This window comes from Nonomuraea glycinis, assembly GCF_035920485.1.
Lineage (GTDB): Bacteria > Actinomycetota > Actinomycetes > Streptosporangiales > Streptosporangiaceae > Nonomuraea > Nonomuraea glycinis.
In genome coordinates, this window is sequence record NZ_CP109166.1 from 5,191,451 (window position 1) to 5,207,842 (window position 16,392).

17 protein-coding genes are annotated in these 16,392 nt (G+C 71.3%); 9 read left to right on the plus strand and 8 right to left on the minus strand.

The features are described from left to right. Positions 1–909, plus strand: a complete 909-nt coding sequence (locus tag OHA68_RS24495; RefSeq protein WP_327102336.1) for a carbohydrate ABC transporter permease — start codon at positions 1–3, stop codon at positions 907–909. A gap of 7 nt (positions 910–916) precedes the next feature. Here OHA68_RS24495 and OHA68_RS24500 read toward each other — a convergent pair whose 3' ends face one another. Together OHA68_RS24500 and metE are read right to left on the minus strand one after the other, a co-directional pair. Further along, the gene (locus OHA68_RS24500) at positions 917–2,080 is read right to left on the minus strand and encodes an ROK family protein (RefSeq protein WP_327102337.1); all 1,164 of its coding nucleotides are present in this window, start codon (positions 2,078–2,080) and stop codon (positions 917–919) included. Between the two features lie 69 nt (positions 2,081–2,149). Then, a complete protein-coding gene (gene metE / locus OHA68_RS24505; RefSeq protein ID WP_327102338.1) occupies positions 2,150–4,330 on the minus strand; it encodes a 5-methyltetrahydropteroyltriglutamate--homocysteine S-methyltransferase in 2,181 nt (726 codons plus the stop codon). A gap of 77 nt (positions 4,331–4,407) precedes the next feature. Here metE and OHA68_RS24510 point away from each other — a divergent pair, with 77 nt between their 5' ends. Then, complete coding sequence (locus OHA68_RS24510) at positions 4,408–5,253, plus strand: LysR family transcriptional regulator (RefSeq protein WP_327109554.1); 846 nt, start codon at positions 4,408–4,410, stop codon at positions 5,251–5,253. Here the strand turns inward: OHA68_RS24510 and OHA68_RS24515 are convergent. Together OHA68_RS24515 and OHA68_RS24520 are read right to left on the minus strand one after the other, a co-directional pair. After that, positions 5,246–5,926 carry a DNA alkylation repair protein gene (locus OHA68_RS24515; protein ID WP_327102339.1) on the minus strand — a complete coding sequence of 227 codons (681 nt, stop codon included), beginning with the start codon at positions 5,924–5,926 and terminating at the stop codon, positions 5,246–5,248. The genes OHA68_RS24510 and OHA68_RS24515 overlap by 8 nt on opposite strands. Then, the gene (locus tag OHA68_RS24520) at positions 5,923–6,591 is read right to left on the minus strand and encodes a TetR/AcrR family transcriptional regulator (protein ID WP_327102340.1); all 669 of its coding nucleotides are present in this window, start codon (positions 6,589–6,591) and stop codon (positions 5,923–5,925) included. The genes OHA68_RS24515 and OHA68_RS24520 overlap by 4 nt, the downstream gene beginning before the upstream one ends. A 187-nt stretch (positions 6,592–6,778) precedes the next feature. Between OHA68_RS24520 and OHA68_RS24525 the strand changes: the two genes are divergently transcribed. Together OHA68_RS24525 and OHA68_RS24530 are read left to right on the plus strand one after the other, a co-directional pair. Next, positions 6,779–8,257, plus strand: a complete 1,479-nt coding sequence (locus tag OHA68_RS24525) for a glycoside hydrolase family 3 N-terminal domain-containing protein (RefSeq protein WP_327102341.1) — start codon at positions 6,779–6,781, stop codon at positions 8,255–8,257. Positions 8,258–8,261: 4 nt separating this feature from the next. Further along, positions 8,262–8,933, plus strand: a complete 672-nt coding sequence (locus OHA68_RS24530; protein WP_327102342.1) for a pentapeptide repeat-containing protein — start codon at positions 8,262–8,264, stop codon at positions 8,931–8,933. Between the two features lie 92 nt (positions 8,934–9,025). Here the strand turns inward: OHA68_RS24530 and OHA68_RS24535 are convergent, their stop codons facing one another. Next, a complete protein-coding gene (locus OHA68_RS24535) occupies positions 9,026–9,691 on the minus strand; it encodes an NIPSNAP family protein (RefSeq protein WP_327102343.1) in 666 nt (221 codons plus the stop codon). Between the two features lie 213 nt (positions 9,692–9,904). Between OHA68_RS24535 and OHA68_RS24540 the strand changes: the two genes are divergently transcribed. From OHA68_RS24540 to OHA68_RS24550, 3 genes are all read left to right on the plus strand, one after another. After that, positions 9,905–10,162, plus strand: coding sequence for a hypothetical protein (locus OHA68_RS24540; RefSeq protein ID WP_327102344.1), 258 nt, complete (start codon positions 9,905–9,907; stop codon positions 10,160–10,162). An 82-nt stretch (positions 10,163–10,244) separates the two neighbouring features. Then, a complete protein-coding gene (locus OHA68_RS24545; RefSeq protein ID WP_327102345.1) occupies positions 10,245–10,505 on the plus strand; it encodes a hypothetical protein in 261 nt (86 codons plus the stop codon). 92 nt (positions 10,506–10,597) lie between these two features. Continuing rightward, entirely contained in the window at positions 10,598–11,419 is an 822-nt protein-coding gene (locus OHA68_RS24550; protein WP_327102346.1) for an ATP-grasp domain-containing protein, read from the plus strand. Here OHA68_RS24550 and OHA68_RS24555 read toward each other — a convergent pair. The 3 genes from OHA68_RS24555 to OHA68_RS24565 form a co-directional block, all read right to left on the minus strand. Then, positions 11,409–12,155, minus strand: coding sequence for an SDR family oxidoreductase (locus OHA68_RS24555; protein ID WP_189141567.1), 747 nt, complete (start codon positions 12,153–12,155; stop codon positions 11,409–11,411). The genes OHA68_RS24550 and OHA68_RS24555 overlap by 11 nt on opposite strands. Before the next feature lie 38 nt (positions 12,156–12,193). Next, positions 12,194–13,489: a DUF2252 domain-containing protein gene (locus OHA68_RS24560; RefSeq protein ID WP_327102347.1), complete on the minus strand. Its 1,296-nt coding sequence runs from the start codon at positions 13,487–13,489 to the stop codon at positions 12,194–12,196. A 135-nt stretch (positions 13,490–13,624) separates the two neighbouring features. Beyond that, positions 13,625–14,296 (minus strand): flavin reductase family protein, encoded by a 672-nt coding sequence (locus tag OHA68_RS24565; protein ID WP_407674365.1) that lies wholly within the window; start codon positions 14,294–14,296, stop codon positions 13,625–13,627. 134 nt (positions 14,297–14,430) lie between these two features. On the opposite strand from OHA68_RS24565, the gene OHA68_RS24570 reads away from it, so the two are divergent. Next, a complete protein-coding gene (locus tag OHA68_RS24570; protein WP_327102348.1) occupies positions 14,431–15,585 on the plus strand; it encodes a thiolase C-terminal domain-containing protein in 1,155 nt (384 codons plus the stop codon). A 48-nt stretch (positions 15,586–15,633) separates the two neighbouring features. Continuing rightward, on the plus strand, positions 15,634–16,014 hold the full coding sequence (locus OHA68_RS24575) for a Zn-ribbon domain-containing OB-fold protein (protein ID WP_327102349.1): 381 nt from the start codon (positions 15,634–15,636) through the stop codon (positions 16,012–16,014). Positions 16,015–16,392 lie beyond the last annotated feature (378 nt).

Consider the following 16,392-nt stretch of genomic DNA (forward strand, 5'->3'; position numbering starts at 1 on the left):
ATGACCTCGTGGACGGTCGCGAACTCCCGCAAGCTGGCCCGGCAGGAGACCCGGCGGCGGCTGGGGCCGATGGCGATGCTGTCGCACCTGGCGCTGCTGCTGTGGACCGTGCTGACGCTGGTGCCGATCCTGTGGACGTTCCTGGCCTCGGTCAAGAGCGAGGACGAGATCTTCGGCAACGCCTGGTCGCTGCCCGCCACCCTGCGGTGGGACAACTTCGCGCGGGCCTGGGAGCAGGCGCACATCGGCCAGTACATGCTCAACAGTGTCGTGGTGGTGACCTTCAGCACGTTCGGCACCATGCTGTGCGGCGCGATGGCCGCCTACGTGCTGGCCCGCTACTCCTTCCGCGGCAACCGAGCCGTCTACCTGCTGTTCGTCTCCGGCCTGGCCTTCCCGGTCTATCTGGCGCTGACGCCGCTGTTCTTCGTGGTGCAGAACATGGGCAACGTGCCGCTGGTCGGGCCGTTCATCGGGCTCAACACGCACGCGGGCCTGGTGCTGGTCTACATCGCCTACTCGATGCCGTTCACGGTGTTCTTCCTGGCGGCGTTCTTCCGTACGCTGCCCACGGCGGTGGGGGAGGCGGCCATGGTGGACGGCGCGTCGCACACCCGCGTCTTCTTCCAGATCATGCTGCCGATGGCCAGGCCGGGCCTGGTGAGCATCACCATCTTCAACATCCTGGGCCAGTGGAACCAGTACCAGCTCCCGCTGGTGCTGCTGCAAGAGCGGGACAAGTGGGTGCTCACGCAGGGCATCGCGGACATCTCCACGGCCGCCGGGTACGACTCCGACTGGGCCGCCCTGTTCGCCGCGCTGACGCTGGCCATCCTGCCGATGCTGGTCGTCTACACGATCTTCCAGCGGCAGATCCAGTCGGGCCTGACCATGGGGGCGCTCAAGTAGGGCGCATTCATGTGGGCCGGGTGACCAGCAGCGGGTCGTCCAGGATGGCCGCCGCCGCGAAACAGGTGGCGCCGTGCAGCGCGGCGTCGCGTCCATGGCCCGCGGCGCGCACCTCGAACGGCGGCGAGACCCGCAGCGTGTCCTGCGCGATCACCGGCCCGAGCCACTTCACCAGCCTGCCGAAGTGCCCGCCGAGGACGACCACCTGCGGGTTCAGCAGCATGCGAGCGTTCATGACGACCGAGTGGATCCGCTCGGCGGCCTCCCTCAGCGCCCGCAGGGTGGCGGGGTCTCCCCGCTCGGCCCGCTCGGCGATCTCCTCCACGCCCCGCTCGTGCTCGCCGATGCCGGTGCGCTCCAGCAGCGCCTGCAGCGACACGTAACGCTCCAGGCAGCCGCGCCGGCCGCAGGGGCAGGGGAGCCCGCCCGGCTCGACCTCCAGGTGACCGAGCTCGCCCGCCGCCCCGTGCGCCCCGTACACCAGGCGGCCGTCCACCACGACCCCGCCGCCGGCGCCGAGCCCGCCCGCCAGGTAGATCAGGTCGCGCACCCCGGTCAGGCGCAGCGACTGGTACTCGGCCCAGGTCTCCAGGTTGCCGTCGTTGACCAGGGCGACCGGCCCGATCCCGGGGAGGTGCTCGTGCAGGGCCGCCAGCAGCGGCGCGAGCCGCCACCCGAACGGCACGCTGGTCACGATGCCCCGGTCCGTCCACCCGGGCACGGCCACCACGACCGACACGGTCCGCGCGTGCCAGTCGCCCACCGCCAGCGTGACCCGCTCGGCCAGCGCCTTGGCCGCCTCGTCCACCGTCGGCGCGGTCAGCCCGTGCGGCGCCTGCTCCTGATAGCGCTCGCGCTCGGCCAGATCGGTGACCCGCACCGAGATGAACGTCGGATCGAGCCGGACGCCGACGGCCGCCACCGAGTTGTGCCCGAGCGTCAGCAGCCGCCGGGGCCGCCCGGCCGAGCCGGTGCCGCGCAGCCCCACCTCCTCGGCCAGCCCGTAGCCGATCAGCTCGCCGACCAGGCTGGTGACCGCGCCGGCGCCCAGCCCGGTGTCCCCGGACACCTCGATCCTGGAGCTCTGCCCGTGATCGCGCAGGTGGTGCAGAACAAGGGAGAGATTGTGGCGCCGCAGGCTGAGCACGTCCGCTGCCTCGGAGTCTTTCACAGCGGAATTGTACGTTTTATTGACAGAGGACGATGTTGTGGCGGTACGCCGGTATGACCACGGAGGCGTTCACCGAGCGCCACGGGCGGTGAGCTCGGCGCGCAGTTTGGCGGTCGCCGCCGCCACGTTGGCCAGTGCCGCCTCCACCTGCTCGTAGGTGCGGGTCTTCAGCCCGCAGTCCGGGTTGACCCAGACCCGCTCGGCGGGCAGCGTCGCCAGCGTCCTGCGCAGCAGCTCCTCGACCTCCGCGCCGGAGGGCACCCGGGGCGAGTGGATGTCGTACACGCCCGGCCCCAGCCCGCGGCCGAAGGAGCCGACCGCGTCCAGGATCCGCGCCCCGGACCGGGCCGACTCGATCGTCGTCACGTCGGCGTCCAGCCCGTCGATGGCGGCCAGGATCTCGCCGGCGTCGGAGTAGCACAGGTGCGTGTGGATCTGTGTGCTGTCACCCGCCCCCGAGGTGGCCCGGCGGTAGGCGGCCACCGCCCACTCCAGATAACCGGCCTGCCCGGCGCGGCGCAGCGGCAGCAGCTCGCGCAGCGCGGGCTCGTCCACCTGGATGATCGACAGCCCCGCCGCCTCCAGGTCGCGCACCTCCTCGCGCACCGCGTCCGCCACCTGGAAGGTCACCTCGCGCAGCGGCAGGTCGTCGCGGACGAACGACCAGGCCACGATCGTGACCGGCCCGGTGAGCATGCCCTTGACCGGCTTGCCGGTGAGCGATCGGGCGTGCCGGGCCCAGCGCACGGTGATCGGCTCGGGCCGGGCCACGTCGCCGTGCAGGATCGGCGGCTTGGTGCAGCGGGAGCCGTAGGACTGGACCCAGCCGTTCCTGGTGACGGCGAAGCCGTCGAGGTGCTCGGCGAAGTACTGCACCATGTCGTTGCGCTCCGGCTCACCGTGCACGAGCACGTCCAGCCCGAGCCGCTCCTGCAGCCGTACGACCCGCTCGATCTCGGCCTCCACCAGGCGCTCGTAGTCCCCGGCGGCCAGCGTGCCCGCCGCCAGGGCCGCGCGGGCCTGGCGCAGCTCGCCGGTCTGCGGGAACGACCCGATCGTGGTGATCGGCAGCACCGGCAGCCGCAGGTGCGCGGCCTGCGCCGCCGCCCGCACCTCGTACGGGCTGCGCCGCTCGACCGGCTCCGGCCGCGCGCTCGGCGCCGCGCGCTCGACCGGCTCCGGCCCGTCGAAGCCGGTGCGCGCCAGCTCGACGACCTCGGCCACCTTCTGCTCGGCGAACGCCAGCCGCGCGGTCAGCTCCGGGTCCAGGTCCGGCTCGTCGCGCAGGTCGTACGGTACGTGCAGGAGCGAGCAGGACGTGCTGACCACCACCTGCCCGGCATGCTGAGCCACGGTGCGCAGCGCGTGCGCGGCCCGCTCCGGAGCCGTCCGCCACACCTCGCGGCCCGACACCACGCCCGCGACCACCGTCTTGCCCGCCAGCGCCGCGAGCCCGTCCGGCGCGCCGTTCACCAGGTCGACCCCGATGGCTTCCACGGCGGTGGCGGCCAGCACCGGCAGCGCCTCGCCCAGGTGGCCGAAGTAGGAGGCGACGAACAGGGCGGGCCGCGCCGCCACGCCTGCGAGCCGCTCGTAGGCGGTACGCACGGCGGCCAGCTCGTCCGGGGTGCGGTCGGCCACCAGCGCCGGCTCGTCGAGCTGCACCCACGCCACGCCCTCGGCGGCCAGCGCGCCCAGCAGCTCCTCGTAGCAGGCCAGCACGTCGTCCAGGCGGTCCAGCGCCGCGGCCGGGTCCGCCGACAGCAGCAGGAACGTGACCGGCCCGATCACCACGGGCCGCGTCTCGAACCCCAGCTCGCGCGCCTGCCGCAGCTCGGCGAGCGGCTTGGCGGCGTCCAGCTTGAAGACCGTCTCCGGGCCGACCTCCGGCACGATGTAGTGATAGTTCGTGTCGAACCACTTGGTCATCCGCAGCGGCGCGAGCCCCTCGGTGCCGCGCGCCATGGCGAAGTAGGGGTCGGCGGCGTCCCGATAGCGCTCCGGCACCGCGCCGAGCAGCACAGCGGTGTCCAGCACCTGGTCATAGAGCGAGAAGGTGTTGGACGGCAGTGCCGCCAGACCCAGCTCGTCCAGTCTGCGCCAGGTGTCCGCCCTGAGGGCGGCGCCCACCCGGTCGAGCTCGGCACGGCCGGTGCGGCCGTCCCAGTAGGACTCCAGCGCCCGCTTCAGCTCCCTTCGCGGGCCGATCCTCGGATATCCGAGCACAGTGGACTGCGGGAAACGGGACATCGACGACTCCTCAAGTCATAGATCGAGACGGAGGCATCCTGCACAGTCGGCCGCTCGTCCTGCATCATGCATTGGTGATGGTTATGCTCAAGGAGATCCAGTGCTTCGCCAGGGTCGCCGCGCGGCTCAGCTTCTCGACGGCCGCCGCCGACCAGGGCATGTCCCAGCCGGCCATGAGCCAGGCCATCACCAGGCTGGAGCGAGCCGCCGGGGTCAGGCTCTTCGAGCGCTCCGCCCGCGAGGTCCGGCTGACGGCCGAAGGTCTGGCGCTGCTGCCCTATGCCGAGCAGGTGCTCGAATCCGCCGCCGCGTTCACCGCGGAAGCGGCCCGGCTGGCCCGGCCTACTATTCATCTTGCTTATCCTCCGCTCATCGGCGCGCTGGCCGCCCGGATCGTTCGGAGGATGGCGAGCCGCAGCCCGGCGATCGGGGTGGAGCTGCGCATGGCGGGGCGGGCGGCCGCCTCGGCGGCGCTGGAGTCCGGCGAGGTCTCGGCGGCGATCCTGGCCGTCCCGGCGCCGGTCAGGTTCGTCACGGCGGCGCGCTTCCACGTCACGGTGGACCATGTCGCAGTCCCCGCCGGGCACGTCCTGGCGGGCCGGTCCGCGCTGGTGCCCGCCGACCTGGCCGGGCACGCGCTGCTCACCCCGGAGGGCAGGCCCTGGGCCGGGCTGCCCGGCCACCGCCGGCTGCTGCCCGGCGACGACTTCGCCGCCGCGCTCGACCTGGTCGCCGCCGGCGCCGGACTGCTGCCGATCCCGCAGCTCCTGGTCAGGACCGTGCGGCGGGACGACGTCAGGTTCGTCCCGCTGGAGGCGCCCGATCTGCGCATCACCTACGCGCTGGCCTGGTCCAAGGAGCGCGTCACGGGTGAGCTGCTCGCCCTGGTGCAGGCCGTACAGGACGCGCTGTGGACTAGGTGACCGGCAGGTTCTTCAGCGCCTCGCGGCGGCTCAGTCCAGTGAGGCCCTTGACCCGCACGTAGCGGACCACCTCGCGCGGGTCGGTCCTGGCGTACTCGCGCAGCGCCCAGCCGATCGCCTTGCGGGCGAAGAAGTCGTTGTCCGACAGGCTCGGCTCGATGCAGGCGAACAGCAGCGCGGTGTCGGTGGCGGCCTTGAACCGGTTCTGGCACAGGATCGCGGTGCGCCGCTTCCACAGGTCGTCCTCGTGCGCCCACTGCAGCATCAGCGGCCGCATGGAGTCGGGGAACGCGGCGAGCAGGGCGCCGATCCGGTGCGTGGCCAGCTCGTCCACCAGATCCCACCAGGCGCCGCTGACGATCATCTCCTCGTACATCGGCACCGTGTAGAGGGTCTGGTAGTCGCGGTAGAGGTGATGGCCGGTGAGCTGGATCGCCGCGTAGAGCTCCTCGCGGTAGTCGGCCTCGCGCCAGAGCGCGAGCACCGCCCGCCGCCACTCGGGCGCGCTGTCGAGCCGATGGGCGGCGAACACCCGCTTGAGCGCGGCCCGCCGCGGCCCCGCCTGCACGCCGAGGAAGGGCATCTTGGACTTCATGTACGTCTGCATCGCGGCGGCCTTGACCGGATCCGCGACCTCCCGCAGTGCCAGCCGCACCGCCTCACCGAGGCTCATGCTCGCTGGGACGTCCGCTCACCGGTGGCCAGCCCGTCGAACAGCACGGTGATGTAGTGCTCGGCCAGCCCGGTCGTGTTGAGCCTGCCGCCGGGGCGGAACCAGCGCACCGCCACCCAGATGGTGTCGCGGATCATCCGGTAGGTCAGCTTGGCATCGACGTCGGGGCGGAAGAGCCCGACGCCCTGCCCCGCCTTGATCTGCGCGACCCACATCTGCTCCACCTCCTCCTCGGCCTTCACCAGGTAGTTGAACCGCTCGAACTGCTGGAGATAGTTCCAGTCGTTCTGCATCACGGTGATCGCGGCGCGGTGCGGCTCCAGCGTGCCGAAGCCGATGCGCACCATCTCCGACAGGACCGTGCGCGGGTCGCCGCCGGTCTCGAGGGCCGCGCGGTAGCGGGCGATGAGATCATCGAGGAAGGTGGCAAGCACCTCGTCGACGATCGTCTCCTTGGAGTCGAAGTGGTGATAGAGGCTGCCCGACAGGATGCCCGCCTCTTCGGCGATCTCCCGGACGGTCGTGGCCTGGAAGCCCTTGCGCGCGAAGAGCTCCGCCGCGAGCTTGACGAGATGGTCACGGCGCTCGGACGCGGCGCCCGAGGAGGTCGCTCGCTGGCGCTTCGCCGGGGTGGCGGTGCCCGCGGAGTTCTTTCGCGTTGTCACGTACCCATTATGGGCCCTCAGGCAATCGCTTGTTCACCTGTCCGGCCCAGCTCATCGCTGCGGCCAAGCGCTTGATAGGCTTCAGGGCCGCGCTGAGCACCGGAACGGAGTTCGTCCGGGGAGGACAGGGGCTGACGTTCGAAAATGCCTCTAGCAAATAAGAAACTTTCCTATTAGATTTCGAGTCATGTCCAAGAGCGGTGACCTCCTCGCCATGGCCGACGCCGTGCTCCTGCCGGGTTTCGCCGGCCACACCCCGCCGGACTGGGTGCGCAGAAGGCTCGGCGAGGGCCTGGCCGGGGTCGTGCTGTTCTCCCGCAACATCGCCGATCCGGCCCAGGTCGCCCGGCTGACGGCGGCGCTGCGCGCGGAGAACCCCGCCGCCCTGATCGGCACCGACGAGGAGACCGGCGAGGTGACCCGGCTCGAAGTCGGCACCGGCAGCACCCGTCCCGGCGGCTACGCGCTCGGCGTGGTGGACGACGTGGCGCTGACCGAGGCGCTCGCCGCGGACCTGGCCCGTGACCTGGCCGCCGCCGGCATCACCATCGACTTCGCGCCCTCCGCCGACGTGAACTCCAACCCGGACAACCCCGTCATCGGCCTGCGGGCCTTCGGCGCCGACCCCGACCTGGTCTCCCGCCACACCCGGGCCTTCGTCCGGGGCATGCAGTCGGTCGGCGTGGCCGCGTGCGCCAAGCACTTCCCCGGCCACGGCGACACCTCGGTGGACTCCCACCACGGCGTGCCCAGGGTGGCCTCCGGCGGGATCGAGGACGCCCTGCGGCCCTTTCGCGCGGCCATCGAGGAGGGAGTCCGGTCCATCATGACCGGCCACCTCCTGGTGCCCACCTACGATCCCGAGCTGCCCGCCACGCTCAGCCCCAAGGTGCTCACCGGGCTGCTCCGCGAGGAGCTCGGCTTCGACGGCATGATCGTCACCGACGGAATCGAGATGGCCGCCGTCTCCGGCGTGCACGGCATCGGCGGGGCCTCCGCCCGCGCCATCGCGGCCGGCGCCGACGCCATCTGCGTCGGCGGCGAGCGGGCCGATGAGGCGACCGCGATCGGGGTGCGCGACGCGATCGCCGCCGCCGTGACCGAAGGACTGCTGCCCGAGGAGCGCCTGGCGGACGCCGCCCGCAGGGTCCGCGAGCTGGCCGGCTGGACCGCCTCCTCGGGCAGCGCCCCCGGCGCGAACGGCCACCTGGGCCTGACCGCGGCCCGCCGCGCCGTCCGCGTCACCCGCAGGTCCAGCGCCGCCGTGCTGCCGCTCACCACCGCCCCGCACGTGCTGGAGCTGTCGCCGGAGATGAACCTGGCCATCGACAAGGGCACCCCGTGGGGGGTGGCGGGACCGCTGGCCGGGCTGCTGCCCGGCACCACCGTGACCAGGTTCGCCGCCGGTCAGGCCACCGGCGCGGCGATCGAGGACCTGCTCGCCGGCGCGGCCGGACGCCCGCTCGTGGTCGTGGTCCGCGACGTGCACCGCCACCCCTGGCAGGGCGAGGCGCTGCGCCACCTGCTGAGCGCCCGGCCGGACGCCGTCGTGGTGGAGATGGGCCTGCCCGAGCGCTCCGACCTGGGCGCGGTGCACATCGCCACGTACGGCTCCGCGATGGTCTGCGGCCGTGCCGCCGCCGAGGTGATCACCGGTAGCCTCTGACACCGTGAACTTCGACGGCGAGGATCTGTCCCGTAAGTCCCTGACGGACCGGCTCGCGCCGGACGAGACGCACGTCTTTCGCGGGTGCGACCTCACCGAGACGGATCTGTGGGGAGCCTCCCTGGCCGGGGCGCGGTTCGAGTCGTGCGTGCTGGAGCAGACCGACTTCCGCAAGGCCGACCTCGACGGGGCGGTCTTCACCGGCGGCGGCGGACTGCGCGTCAGGTTCAGCGACGCCGACCTCATCGACGTGACGTTCACCAGCGTCGACCTGTCCGCCGCGCAGTTCGGCGGCGCGCTGCTGACCGACGCCTCCTTCACCGGCTGCCGGCTGATCGGCGCCTCGCTCACCGGCTCGCGCGGCACCGGCTTCAGGGTCACCCGCTCCAACCTCACCCTGGCCAACCTCGGCGGCTGCTCGATGCGCGGCGACGTGATCGAGGGCGTCCGCTTCGACGAGGCCGACCTGTCCGGCTGCGACTTCACCGAGGCCACCTTCAGCGACTGCAGACTGCGCGGCGCCAAGCTGCTGAAGACCGTCTTCACCCGGTCCGACCTGCGCGGCGCCGACCTCGGGGAGATCGACGACGCCAGGCTGCACGCCTTCGCCGGCGCGACCATCAACAGGGCCCAGGCCGACGCGATCCTGGCCGCCCGAGGCATCAACGTGCTCTGAACGCCTCCCGGGGCATCAACGTGCTCTGAACGCCTCCCGGGGCATCAACGTGCTCTGAACGTTTCCTGGGGCATCAACCTGCTCTGAACGCCTCAGCGCAGGGCCGACCGAGCCGCCGGCGCGAGCCGCAGCCGCCGCGGCGCCGCGGTGAGGAACCCCTCCAGCGCCGGCACCTCCACCACACGCTCGTCCTCCGCCCGCTCGAACCGAGCGAACCACACGAAAACCTCCTCCCCTGTACGTACGGGCAGCGCCGGAAAGGTGTTGACCGCGTGCTCGCTCGCGAAGCAGGCGACCGGCGCCGCCCCGCCCTCGGCCAGCACCGGTGCCGCCCGCTCGGCGAAGAACTGGTGGAACGCCCCCGTGGCGTCCGGGTCGACCTGGCAGATCGTGGCCACGTACACCGAGGAGGGCAGTGCGGCGGTCCCCACGGGCGGTCGCGGCGACCGCCGGAAGCCGTAGCCGGCCGGGCGCAGGAGGAGGACGTCGTCGGAGTCGATCATGGTGGCGTTGGCCGCGTCCCGGTGCGCCTTCCAGACCGGCCCGCCGTAGAAGGCGGACAGGGCGGCCTTGCGGCTGTCCATGTCCGCGAACGCCCGTAGCCAGGGGAAGGTGTCGGGCGCGTCGAGGTCGCGGAAGTGGCCGACGACGTCCATCCCGGCGCTCTCCTGCGTCTCCACGAACTCGCGCTCGAACAATCCGATCAGCGTGTCCCGCTCGCCGGGGTGCAGCGTGTAGCGCCTCAACTCGTAGATCATGCGGTCGACGTTATGGCGCTACCACTGACATCCCTTGTCAGCGACTTTGCCAGAAGAATGTTCTGATTACCTAACGCTACCGATTCATGACTCACGGTTATATAGTCGCTGTGACCTTGATCCTCATGGGTCAAGACAGGTCAAGGGGGTTGTGGCACGCCTTCGGGCCCTGGCGTTCCGCCACCCCTCGAAGCCAACGGCGAAGGAGCTCAAGTGATCAGAAAGCTGTGCGTCACCGGTGCCGTGGTCGCGGCCACGGCGGGCGTCACGCTGCTGGCCGCCCCCGCGCACGCGGACAGCTGGGCCGGCAACTCAAGCCGCAACACCGAAGCGTCCCAGTCGGGGAACAACTTCGCGAACGTCGGCGCGGTCAACCGGGGCTGGGGCTGGTCGACCAATGTCAACAACATCAACGGCATCGCCACGACCGCGACGAACGACAGCATCGCCGTGACCTACATCTTCTACTGATCCGATCACGGTTTCCCGCCGGGGCCCACTGTCCCGGCGAGCCTCTGAACTCTCGACCTAACCTCTGTGGAAGGAAATCGACATGATCAAGAAGCTCAGCGTGACCGGGTTCGTCGTTGTCGCCGCCGCGGGCCTCACCCTCGTCTCCGCCCCGGCCTTCGCCGACACGGACAACCGCAACTCCAGCCGGAACGAGGAGACCTCGCAGTCGGGCAACAACTTCGCCAACATCGGCGCGGCCAACTTCGGCGGCCGGAGCTCGACCAACGTCAACAACATCAACGGCAACGCGGCTGTCGCGTCCGATGACAGCCGGGCGGCCTTCGGCGTCCGCGTCGACTAGCCGACCCCGGCACGCGCACCCGCGCTCGGCGCGGAGCGCGGGGGCGTGTGCCCACGCAGGCTCGTTTCTGGTTCGGCAGTACCATCGCCAGGATGACTACCTGCGCATATGTGACGTTCGATGACCCCGATGGCCATGACGACGAGCGGACGCCGGCTCTCGATGCCTGGCACGCGACCGGAATCAACGGCCGGCCCGAACGCTGGGACGATCCCGGCGTCGACTGGGCCGCCTATGACGCCGTCGTGGTCCGATCGGTCTGGGACTACGTGGACCGCAGGGCCGAGTTTCTCTCCTGGGCCCGGCGGGTGGAGTCCGTCACCCGGCTGCTGAATCCGGCCGCCGTCCTTGACGCCAACACCGACAAGACCTACCTGCGTGACCTCGGTGTGCCGATCGTGCCCACCCACTGGTCGGCGCGGGAGTTGCCGCTCTGGGACGACTACGTCGTCAAGCCCGCGATCTCCGCCGGCGCCCGCGACACGATCAGGACCGCCGACCGCGACCGCGCCCAGGCGCACGCCGCCGCCCTGGAGGCCGCCGGGCGCACGCCCATGGTCCAGCCCTACCTCGACATGGTCGAGTCCGAGGGCGAGACCTCGCTCCTCTATTTCAACCGCCGCTTCAGCCACGCCGTCCGCCGCACGCCGATGCTCGCTCCGGGCATGACCGCCGCGGACGGCGTACGGGCGCAGTCGCGCACCCCGGCCCCGGACCAGGTCGAACTCGCGGAGAAGGTGCTTGCCGCCATCCCTCAGGCCCTTCTGTACGCCAGGATCGACCTGGTCCGGCTTCATGACGGCAGCCCGGCGGTCATCGAGGTCGAGCTGACGGAGCCGTACCTCTATCTGCGGGCCGAGCCCGAGGCGGCGGCGCGCCTGGCCGTGGCCCTGCGCGAGCTGATCAGCAGGTGATGCCGCCGTCGACCGGGATGACGGTGCCGGTCAGGTAGGCGCCGGCGCGGGAGGCCAGGAAGATCGCCGCGCCGGCCATGTCGTCCGGGTGGCCGATGCGGCCCAGGGGGATGCTGGCGGCGATGGCCGCACGGGTCGCCGGGTCGTCGAGAGCGAAGGCCATCATCTTGGACTCGAACGGGCCGGGGGCCAGCGCGTTGACCGTGATGTGCTCGGCGGCCAGCTGCTTGGCGAGGTGCCTGGTCAGCATGTGGACGGCCGACTTGGTGGAGGAGTAGGCGAAGGTGTCCATCTCCGGCACTCTGATCCCGTCGATGGAGCCCACGTTGATCACCCGCGCCGGGTCCTCCGCGCCGGCCGCCTGGCGCAACTGGGGCAGGAAGCGCTGGGTCACGTAGAAGACACCCTTGACGTTGATGTTCCAGAGCTTGTCGAAGGCGTGCTCTGGATAGTCGGCCAGAGGTGCGCCCCAGGTGGCGCCCGCGTTGTTGACCAGCACGTGCACCGGCCCGTCGACGGCCGACACCAGCGCCTCCACCCCTTCAGGGGTGGACAGGTCCGCGACCACCGAGGAGCAGCCCAGCTCCGCGGCCGTCTTCTCCACCTCGGCGGCCTTGCGCGCGGAGATGTGCACGTGCGCGCCCGCCTGGACGAATCCGGCCGCGATCATGCGTCCGATACCGCGCGAACCGCCCGTGACGACGACGGTCTTGCCTTCCACCGAGAACAGAGTCATGTCTCGGAAGCTTGCCATACCGAACGGTCGGTTGCCAGTCAGACCCCGGGCAGCCGGCCGTTGCGGAACAGGTCGACGAACCGCTGGTGGTCCTCGCGGGCCTGCGCCCCGTAACGGTGCGCGAAGTCCACCAGCACCTCGGTGAAGCCGGCCCTGTCGTCGGCCACCACCGCCACGATCGCCTCCTCGGTGGAGAAGCTCACCAGGTCGTGGCTGGACTCGTCGTCGGCCACCGAGTGCATGCGCGCCACGGCCCGGCCCAGGTCCTGGACGATCGCCTCCAGCTCCGCCGGCTCGCTGACGTCGTCCCAGTCCAGATCCGCGGAGTAGGGCGACACCTCGGCCACGAGCTGCCCCACCCCGCCCAGCGTGGTGTGGCCGAGCCAGGGATCGGCGTAGGCCTGCAGCGCCCGCTGCGACTCGGCGGTCCGGTGCCCCTGGTGGCGGAAGTAGTGGGTCACCTTCTCATCGGTGATGTAGCGCGCCACCGCCGGCACCTGCGCCTGCTTCATGTAGAGGATGACGTCGTTCTCCAGCGCCTGTGACGTGCCCTCCAGCAGCAGGTTGTAGGAGGGCAGCCCGGCCGAGCCGATGCCCACGCCCTTGCGCAGCGCCACGTCCTTGATGACGTGCTCGACCGGGCTCGACGGCGTCGGCAGCGTCGTCAGGTAGTCCTCGAAGGCCGCCAGCACCTGCGCCCGGGTCCCGGCTTCGACGGGCTCGCGCCCTTCCATGAACGCGAAGCGCCGGTCGTACTCCTCGACCACCGTCTCCACCTCCAGCATCGCCACCCGCGTGCGCAGCCGGGCCGTCTGCAGCACCCGGTGCAGCACTCCGGAGGTGGTGTCGAGCGTGAGCGACCCGATGGCGTCGTCGCCGCCGCGCGCGATGGCGGCCAGCTCGGTCAGGTAGGCCCCCGCGAAGCCGCCGACGAGCCCGCCGATCACCTCGTCCGACAGCGCCTTGGCGTAGCCCAGCAGCGCCACGCTCGCGGCGAAGCGCTTGAGATCCCAGAGGTACGGGCCGACGTACGCCTCGTCGAAGTCGTTGACGTTGAACACCAGCACGCCCGAGGCGTTCATGTAGGTGCCGAAGTTCTCCGCGTGCAGGTCGCCGTGGATCCACACCCTGCTGGTGGCCGGGTCGAGATAGGAGTCGTCGGCGTACGGCCCTGCCAGGTCCGCGTAGAACAGGGACGCGCTGCCCCGGTAGAACGCGAAGGGGGAGGCCGCCATCTTCCGGAACTTCCTCCTGAAAGCGGGAGGATCACGCTTGATCGATTCGCCGAACTCCGCCATGAGGACATCGAGCAGGAACGAGGAGCGTGTGCCCATACCTTGGACAGTAGATCCCGCCGGCCTCTTCCGCCTAGCCTGGCGCGGTTCTGACCAGCACGGTTCACCTGGCGGTCGCCCGACCGCCGGCCACCCGGCCGGCGGTCCCTCACCCGGCGGTCGCCTGGCCGGTGGTCACTCGACGAAGCCGCCGTAGCCGCCGCGGTAGAACACCAGCGGGCCGCCGTCGGCGTGGGTGTCGAGTTGCTGCACCCGGGCCACCACGATCATGTGGTCGCCGGCCGGATGCTCGGCCTCCACCACGCAGTCGATCCAGGCCAGCGCGCCGTCGAGCACCGGGTTGCCGCCGGGGGAGCCGGTCCAGCGCAGCCCGGCGAACTTGTCGCCGCCCCTGGACGCCAGCTGGGCGCAGACGGCCTGCTGGTCCTCGGCCAGCACGTTCACGGTCAGCGCCTTCGCGCCCCGAACCCGCGGCCAGCTCGTGCTCGTGTGCGCCACGCAGAACGCCACCAGCGGCGGATCCAGCGACACCGAGGTGAAGGAGTTGGCCGCCAGGCCGTACGGCCGGCCGTCCACGGGGTCGAGGGCGGTGATCGCCACCACTCCGGTGGCGAACCGGCCGAGCACCGACCGGAACGTCTTGCTGTCGAGATGGCCGTCTTCTCGGCAACTGCCGCTGGAAGGGCCGGTCGGCATGGCGGCTCCGTTGCGAGTGCTGCGCTGGCGAGGCGTCAAGGCAGCGACCCGCCGATCCGGTGCGATCACCCCGGCCGGCGCGAGCGCGGTCGGTGGCGTGTGCGGCGCGATCGTTCCCGGTGCGATCAGACCGGCGGCGTGCGTGCCCATGGTCGCCTCCTCTTCACCCTGACGCGGTAATCATACCAAGCGCTTGCTTGGACGGTAGGCGCGCGGCCGAAGGACTGTCAAGCGGAATGCGCGACGCGTTGACATGTCGTGAATTTCCCGCCTAGCGTGACGATGTGGCCAAGCGCTTGCTTGAATTCAGGGATCGTACGGCCGTGGCCGGCGTGGGATACACGGCCTTCACCAGGGACTCCGGCGTCAGCACGCTCACCCTGGCCTGCCGCGCGATCATGGCCGCGCTCGACGACGCCGGACTCGGCCCCGGCGACGTGGACGGCCTGGCCACTCATCGGGTGGGGGACTCCGTGGCGCCCACCGTGGTCGGTCCCGCGCTGGGCGTGCACGATCCCACCTGGCACCTGGACCAGTTCGGCGGCGGCAGCGTCTCGCACGCCGTGGTCGGCCAGGCGGCGCTCGCGGTGGCGGCGGGCCTGGCCGAGACCGTGGTCTGCTACCGGGCCATCAACGCCCGCTCGGAGTTCCGGATGGGCGGCACCGGCCGGGGGCTGCCGGTCAGCCCGGAGATCCAGTTCCAGGCCCCGTACGGCTACGTCGCGCCACCCCAGCAGTACGCCATGTACGCCCGCGCCCACATGCTGAAATATGGCACTAAAGCCGAGCACTTCGGGCACATCGCCGTCACCCAGCGCGCGTCGGCCGCCAAGAACCCGCGCGCCCTCATGCGCACCCCCATCACCCTCGACGACTACCTGGCCGCCAGGTGGATCGCCGAGCCGTTCCGGCTCCTCGACTGCTGCCTGGAGACCGACGGCGCCTGCGCCCTGGTCATCACCACGGCCGAGCGCGCCCGTACCCTCCGCCGCCCGCCGGTGCTCATCTCCGCCGCCGCCTGGGGCGGCGGCGCCTCGCACCTCTCGGGCGGCGCCGCCGACCCCACCACCTCCGCCGCCGCCGCCCTCGCGCCCCGCCTGTACGCCCAGGCCGGGCTGGGCCCCTCGGACATCGACGTCGCGGAGCTCTACGACTGCTTCACCTACTCCGTGCTCGTCCAGCTGGAGGACTACGGCTTCTGCCCGAAAGGCGAGGGCGGCCCGTACGCGGTCTCCGCCGGCCGGCTCCCGGTCAACACGCACGGCGGCTTCCTGTCCGAGGGCTACGTGCACGGCATCAACCACATCGCCGAGGCCGTCTCCCAGCTCCGTGGCGACGCGGCCGACCGCCAGGTGCCCGGCGCCGAGGTGGCCCTGTCCACCGCCCAGCCCGGCTACATCCTGCCCGCCACCTCCGCCCTCATCCTGACCAAAGGCTGAGCGCGCCCTCCGGCAGAAAGGCCCGCCGTGCGTGAGAGACCAGCTCCGGTGCCGGATCGGGATTCGGCGGGGTGGTGGGAGTTGCTGGCCCGGGGCGAGTTCGCCGTCCAGCGCTGCGCGTCCTGCGACACCCTCCGCTTCCCGCCGAGGGCCTTCTGTCCCGCCTGTCACCGCGAGGGCGCGCACTGGGCGGCGATCGAGCCGGAGGGGACGGTGGAGAGCTGGATCGTCAACCATCAGGCGTTCACCCCCGGCGGCGCGGAGCCGTACCTCGTGGTGATGGTGCGACTGGCGGCGGTGCCGAGCTGCTTCGTCTACGGGAACTGGCGCGGTGCTCACGAGCCCCGGGGCGGGCAGGCGGTGCGGGGTGTGCACACCAGGGTGGGCGACGGGGTGGTGCTCCTGGACTGGCGGCCGGCCGGGCCGTGATCGGGGTGGGTAGGAGCGCGCGCCCTGGCGGGCGTGGGGGACCCGCCAGGACGCGCTTCCTGCCCCGTGTGCGGCGACGCCAGGACTCCGGCGAGGGATGGAGTCCTAGGCCGAGTGATCGCACACGGAGATGGTGGGGGAGTGACCCTCTTGCGAGGACTCCGGAGGTCGGCGAGCGGTGGAGTGCGCTCTGCCATGCCGGCCGGGTCGGACGTGCCGTACCCCATGCTCAGGTCGCCCGTTGCTCTGGTTGATGTGGGTGAATCCCATGCGACGCACCGCGTAACGCAGTAAACGTGTTGCTTCGCAAGGGCTCTCCCAGGGCAGGTACGGCGTACCCGCGCGGACCGGCACCACCGGCCCTCACCCCCTCACCGG

What these genes read in the sequence shown, in the direction of transcription:
- metE (WP_327102338.1), bottom strand. Translation starts at nt 4,330, where the DNA reads ATGTCCCGTTTCCCGCAGTCCACTGTGCTCGGATATCCGAGGATCGGC.
- OHA68_RS24495 (WP_327102336.1), top strand. Translation starts at nt 1, where the DNA reads ATGACCTCGTGGACGGTCGCGAACTCCCGCAAGCTGGCCCGGCAGGAG.
- OHA68_RS24545 (WP_327102345.1), top strand. Translation starts at nt 10,245, where the DNA reads ATGATCAAGAAGCTCAGCGTGACCGGGTTCGTCGTTGTCGCCGCCGCG.
- OHA68_RS24550 (WP_327102346.1), top strand. Translation starts at nt 10,598, where the DNA reads ATGACTACCTGCGCATATGTGACGTTCGATGACCCCGATGGCCATGAC.
- OHA68_RS24535 (WP_327102343.1), bottom strand. Translation starts at nt 9,691, where the DNA reads ATGATCTACGAGTTGAGGCGCTACACGCTGCACCCCGGCGAGCGGGAC.
- OHA68_RS24515 (WP_327102339.1), bottom strand. Translation starts at nt 5,926, where the DNA reads ATGAGCCTCGGTGAGGCGGTGCGGCTGGCACTGCGGGAGGTCGCGGAT.
- OHA68_RS24560 (WP_327102347.1), bottom strand. Translation starts at nt 13,489, where the DNA reads ATGGGCACACGCTCCTCGTTCCTGCTCGATGTCCTCATGGCGGAGTTC.
- OHA68_RS24525 (WP_327102341.1), top strand. Translation starts at nt 6,779, where the DNA reads ATGTCCAAGAGCGGTGACCTCCTCGCCATGGCCGACGCCGTGCTCCTG.
- OHA68_RS24555 (WP_189141567.1), bottom strand. Translation starts at nt 12,155, where the DNA reads ATGACTCTGTTCTCGGTGGAAGGCAAGACCGTCGTCGTCACGGGCGGT.
- OHA68_RS24510 (WP_327109554.1), top strand. Translation starts at nt 4,408, where the DNA reads ATGGTTATGCTCAAGGAGATCCAGTGCTTCGCCAGGGTCGCCGCGCGG.
- OHA68_RS24565 (WP_407674365.1), bottom strand. Translation starts at nt 14,296, where the DNA reads ATGGGCACGCACGCCGCCGGTCTGATCGCACCGGGAACGATCGCGCCG.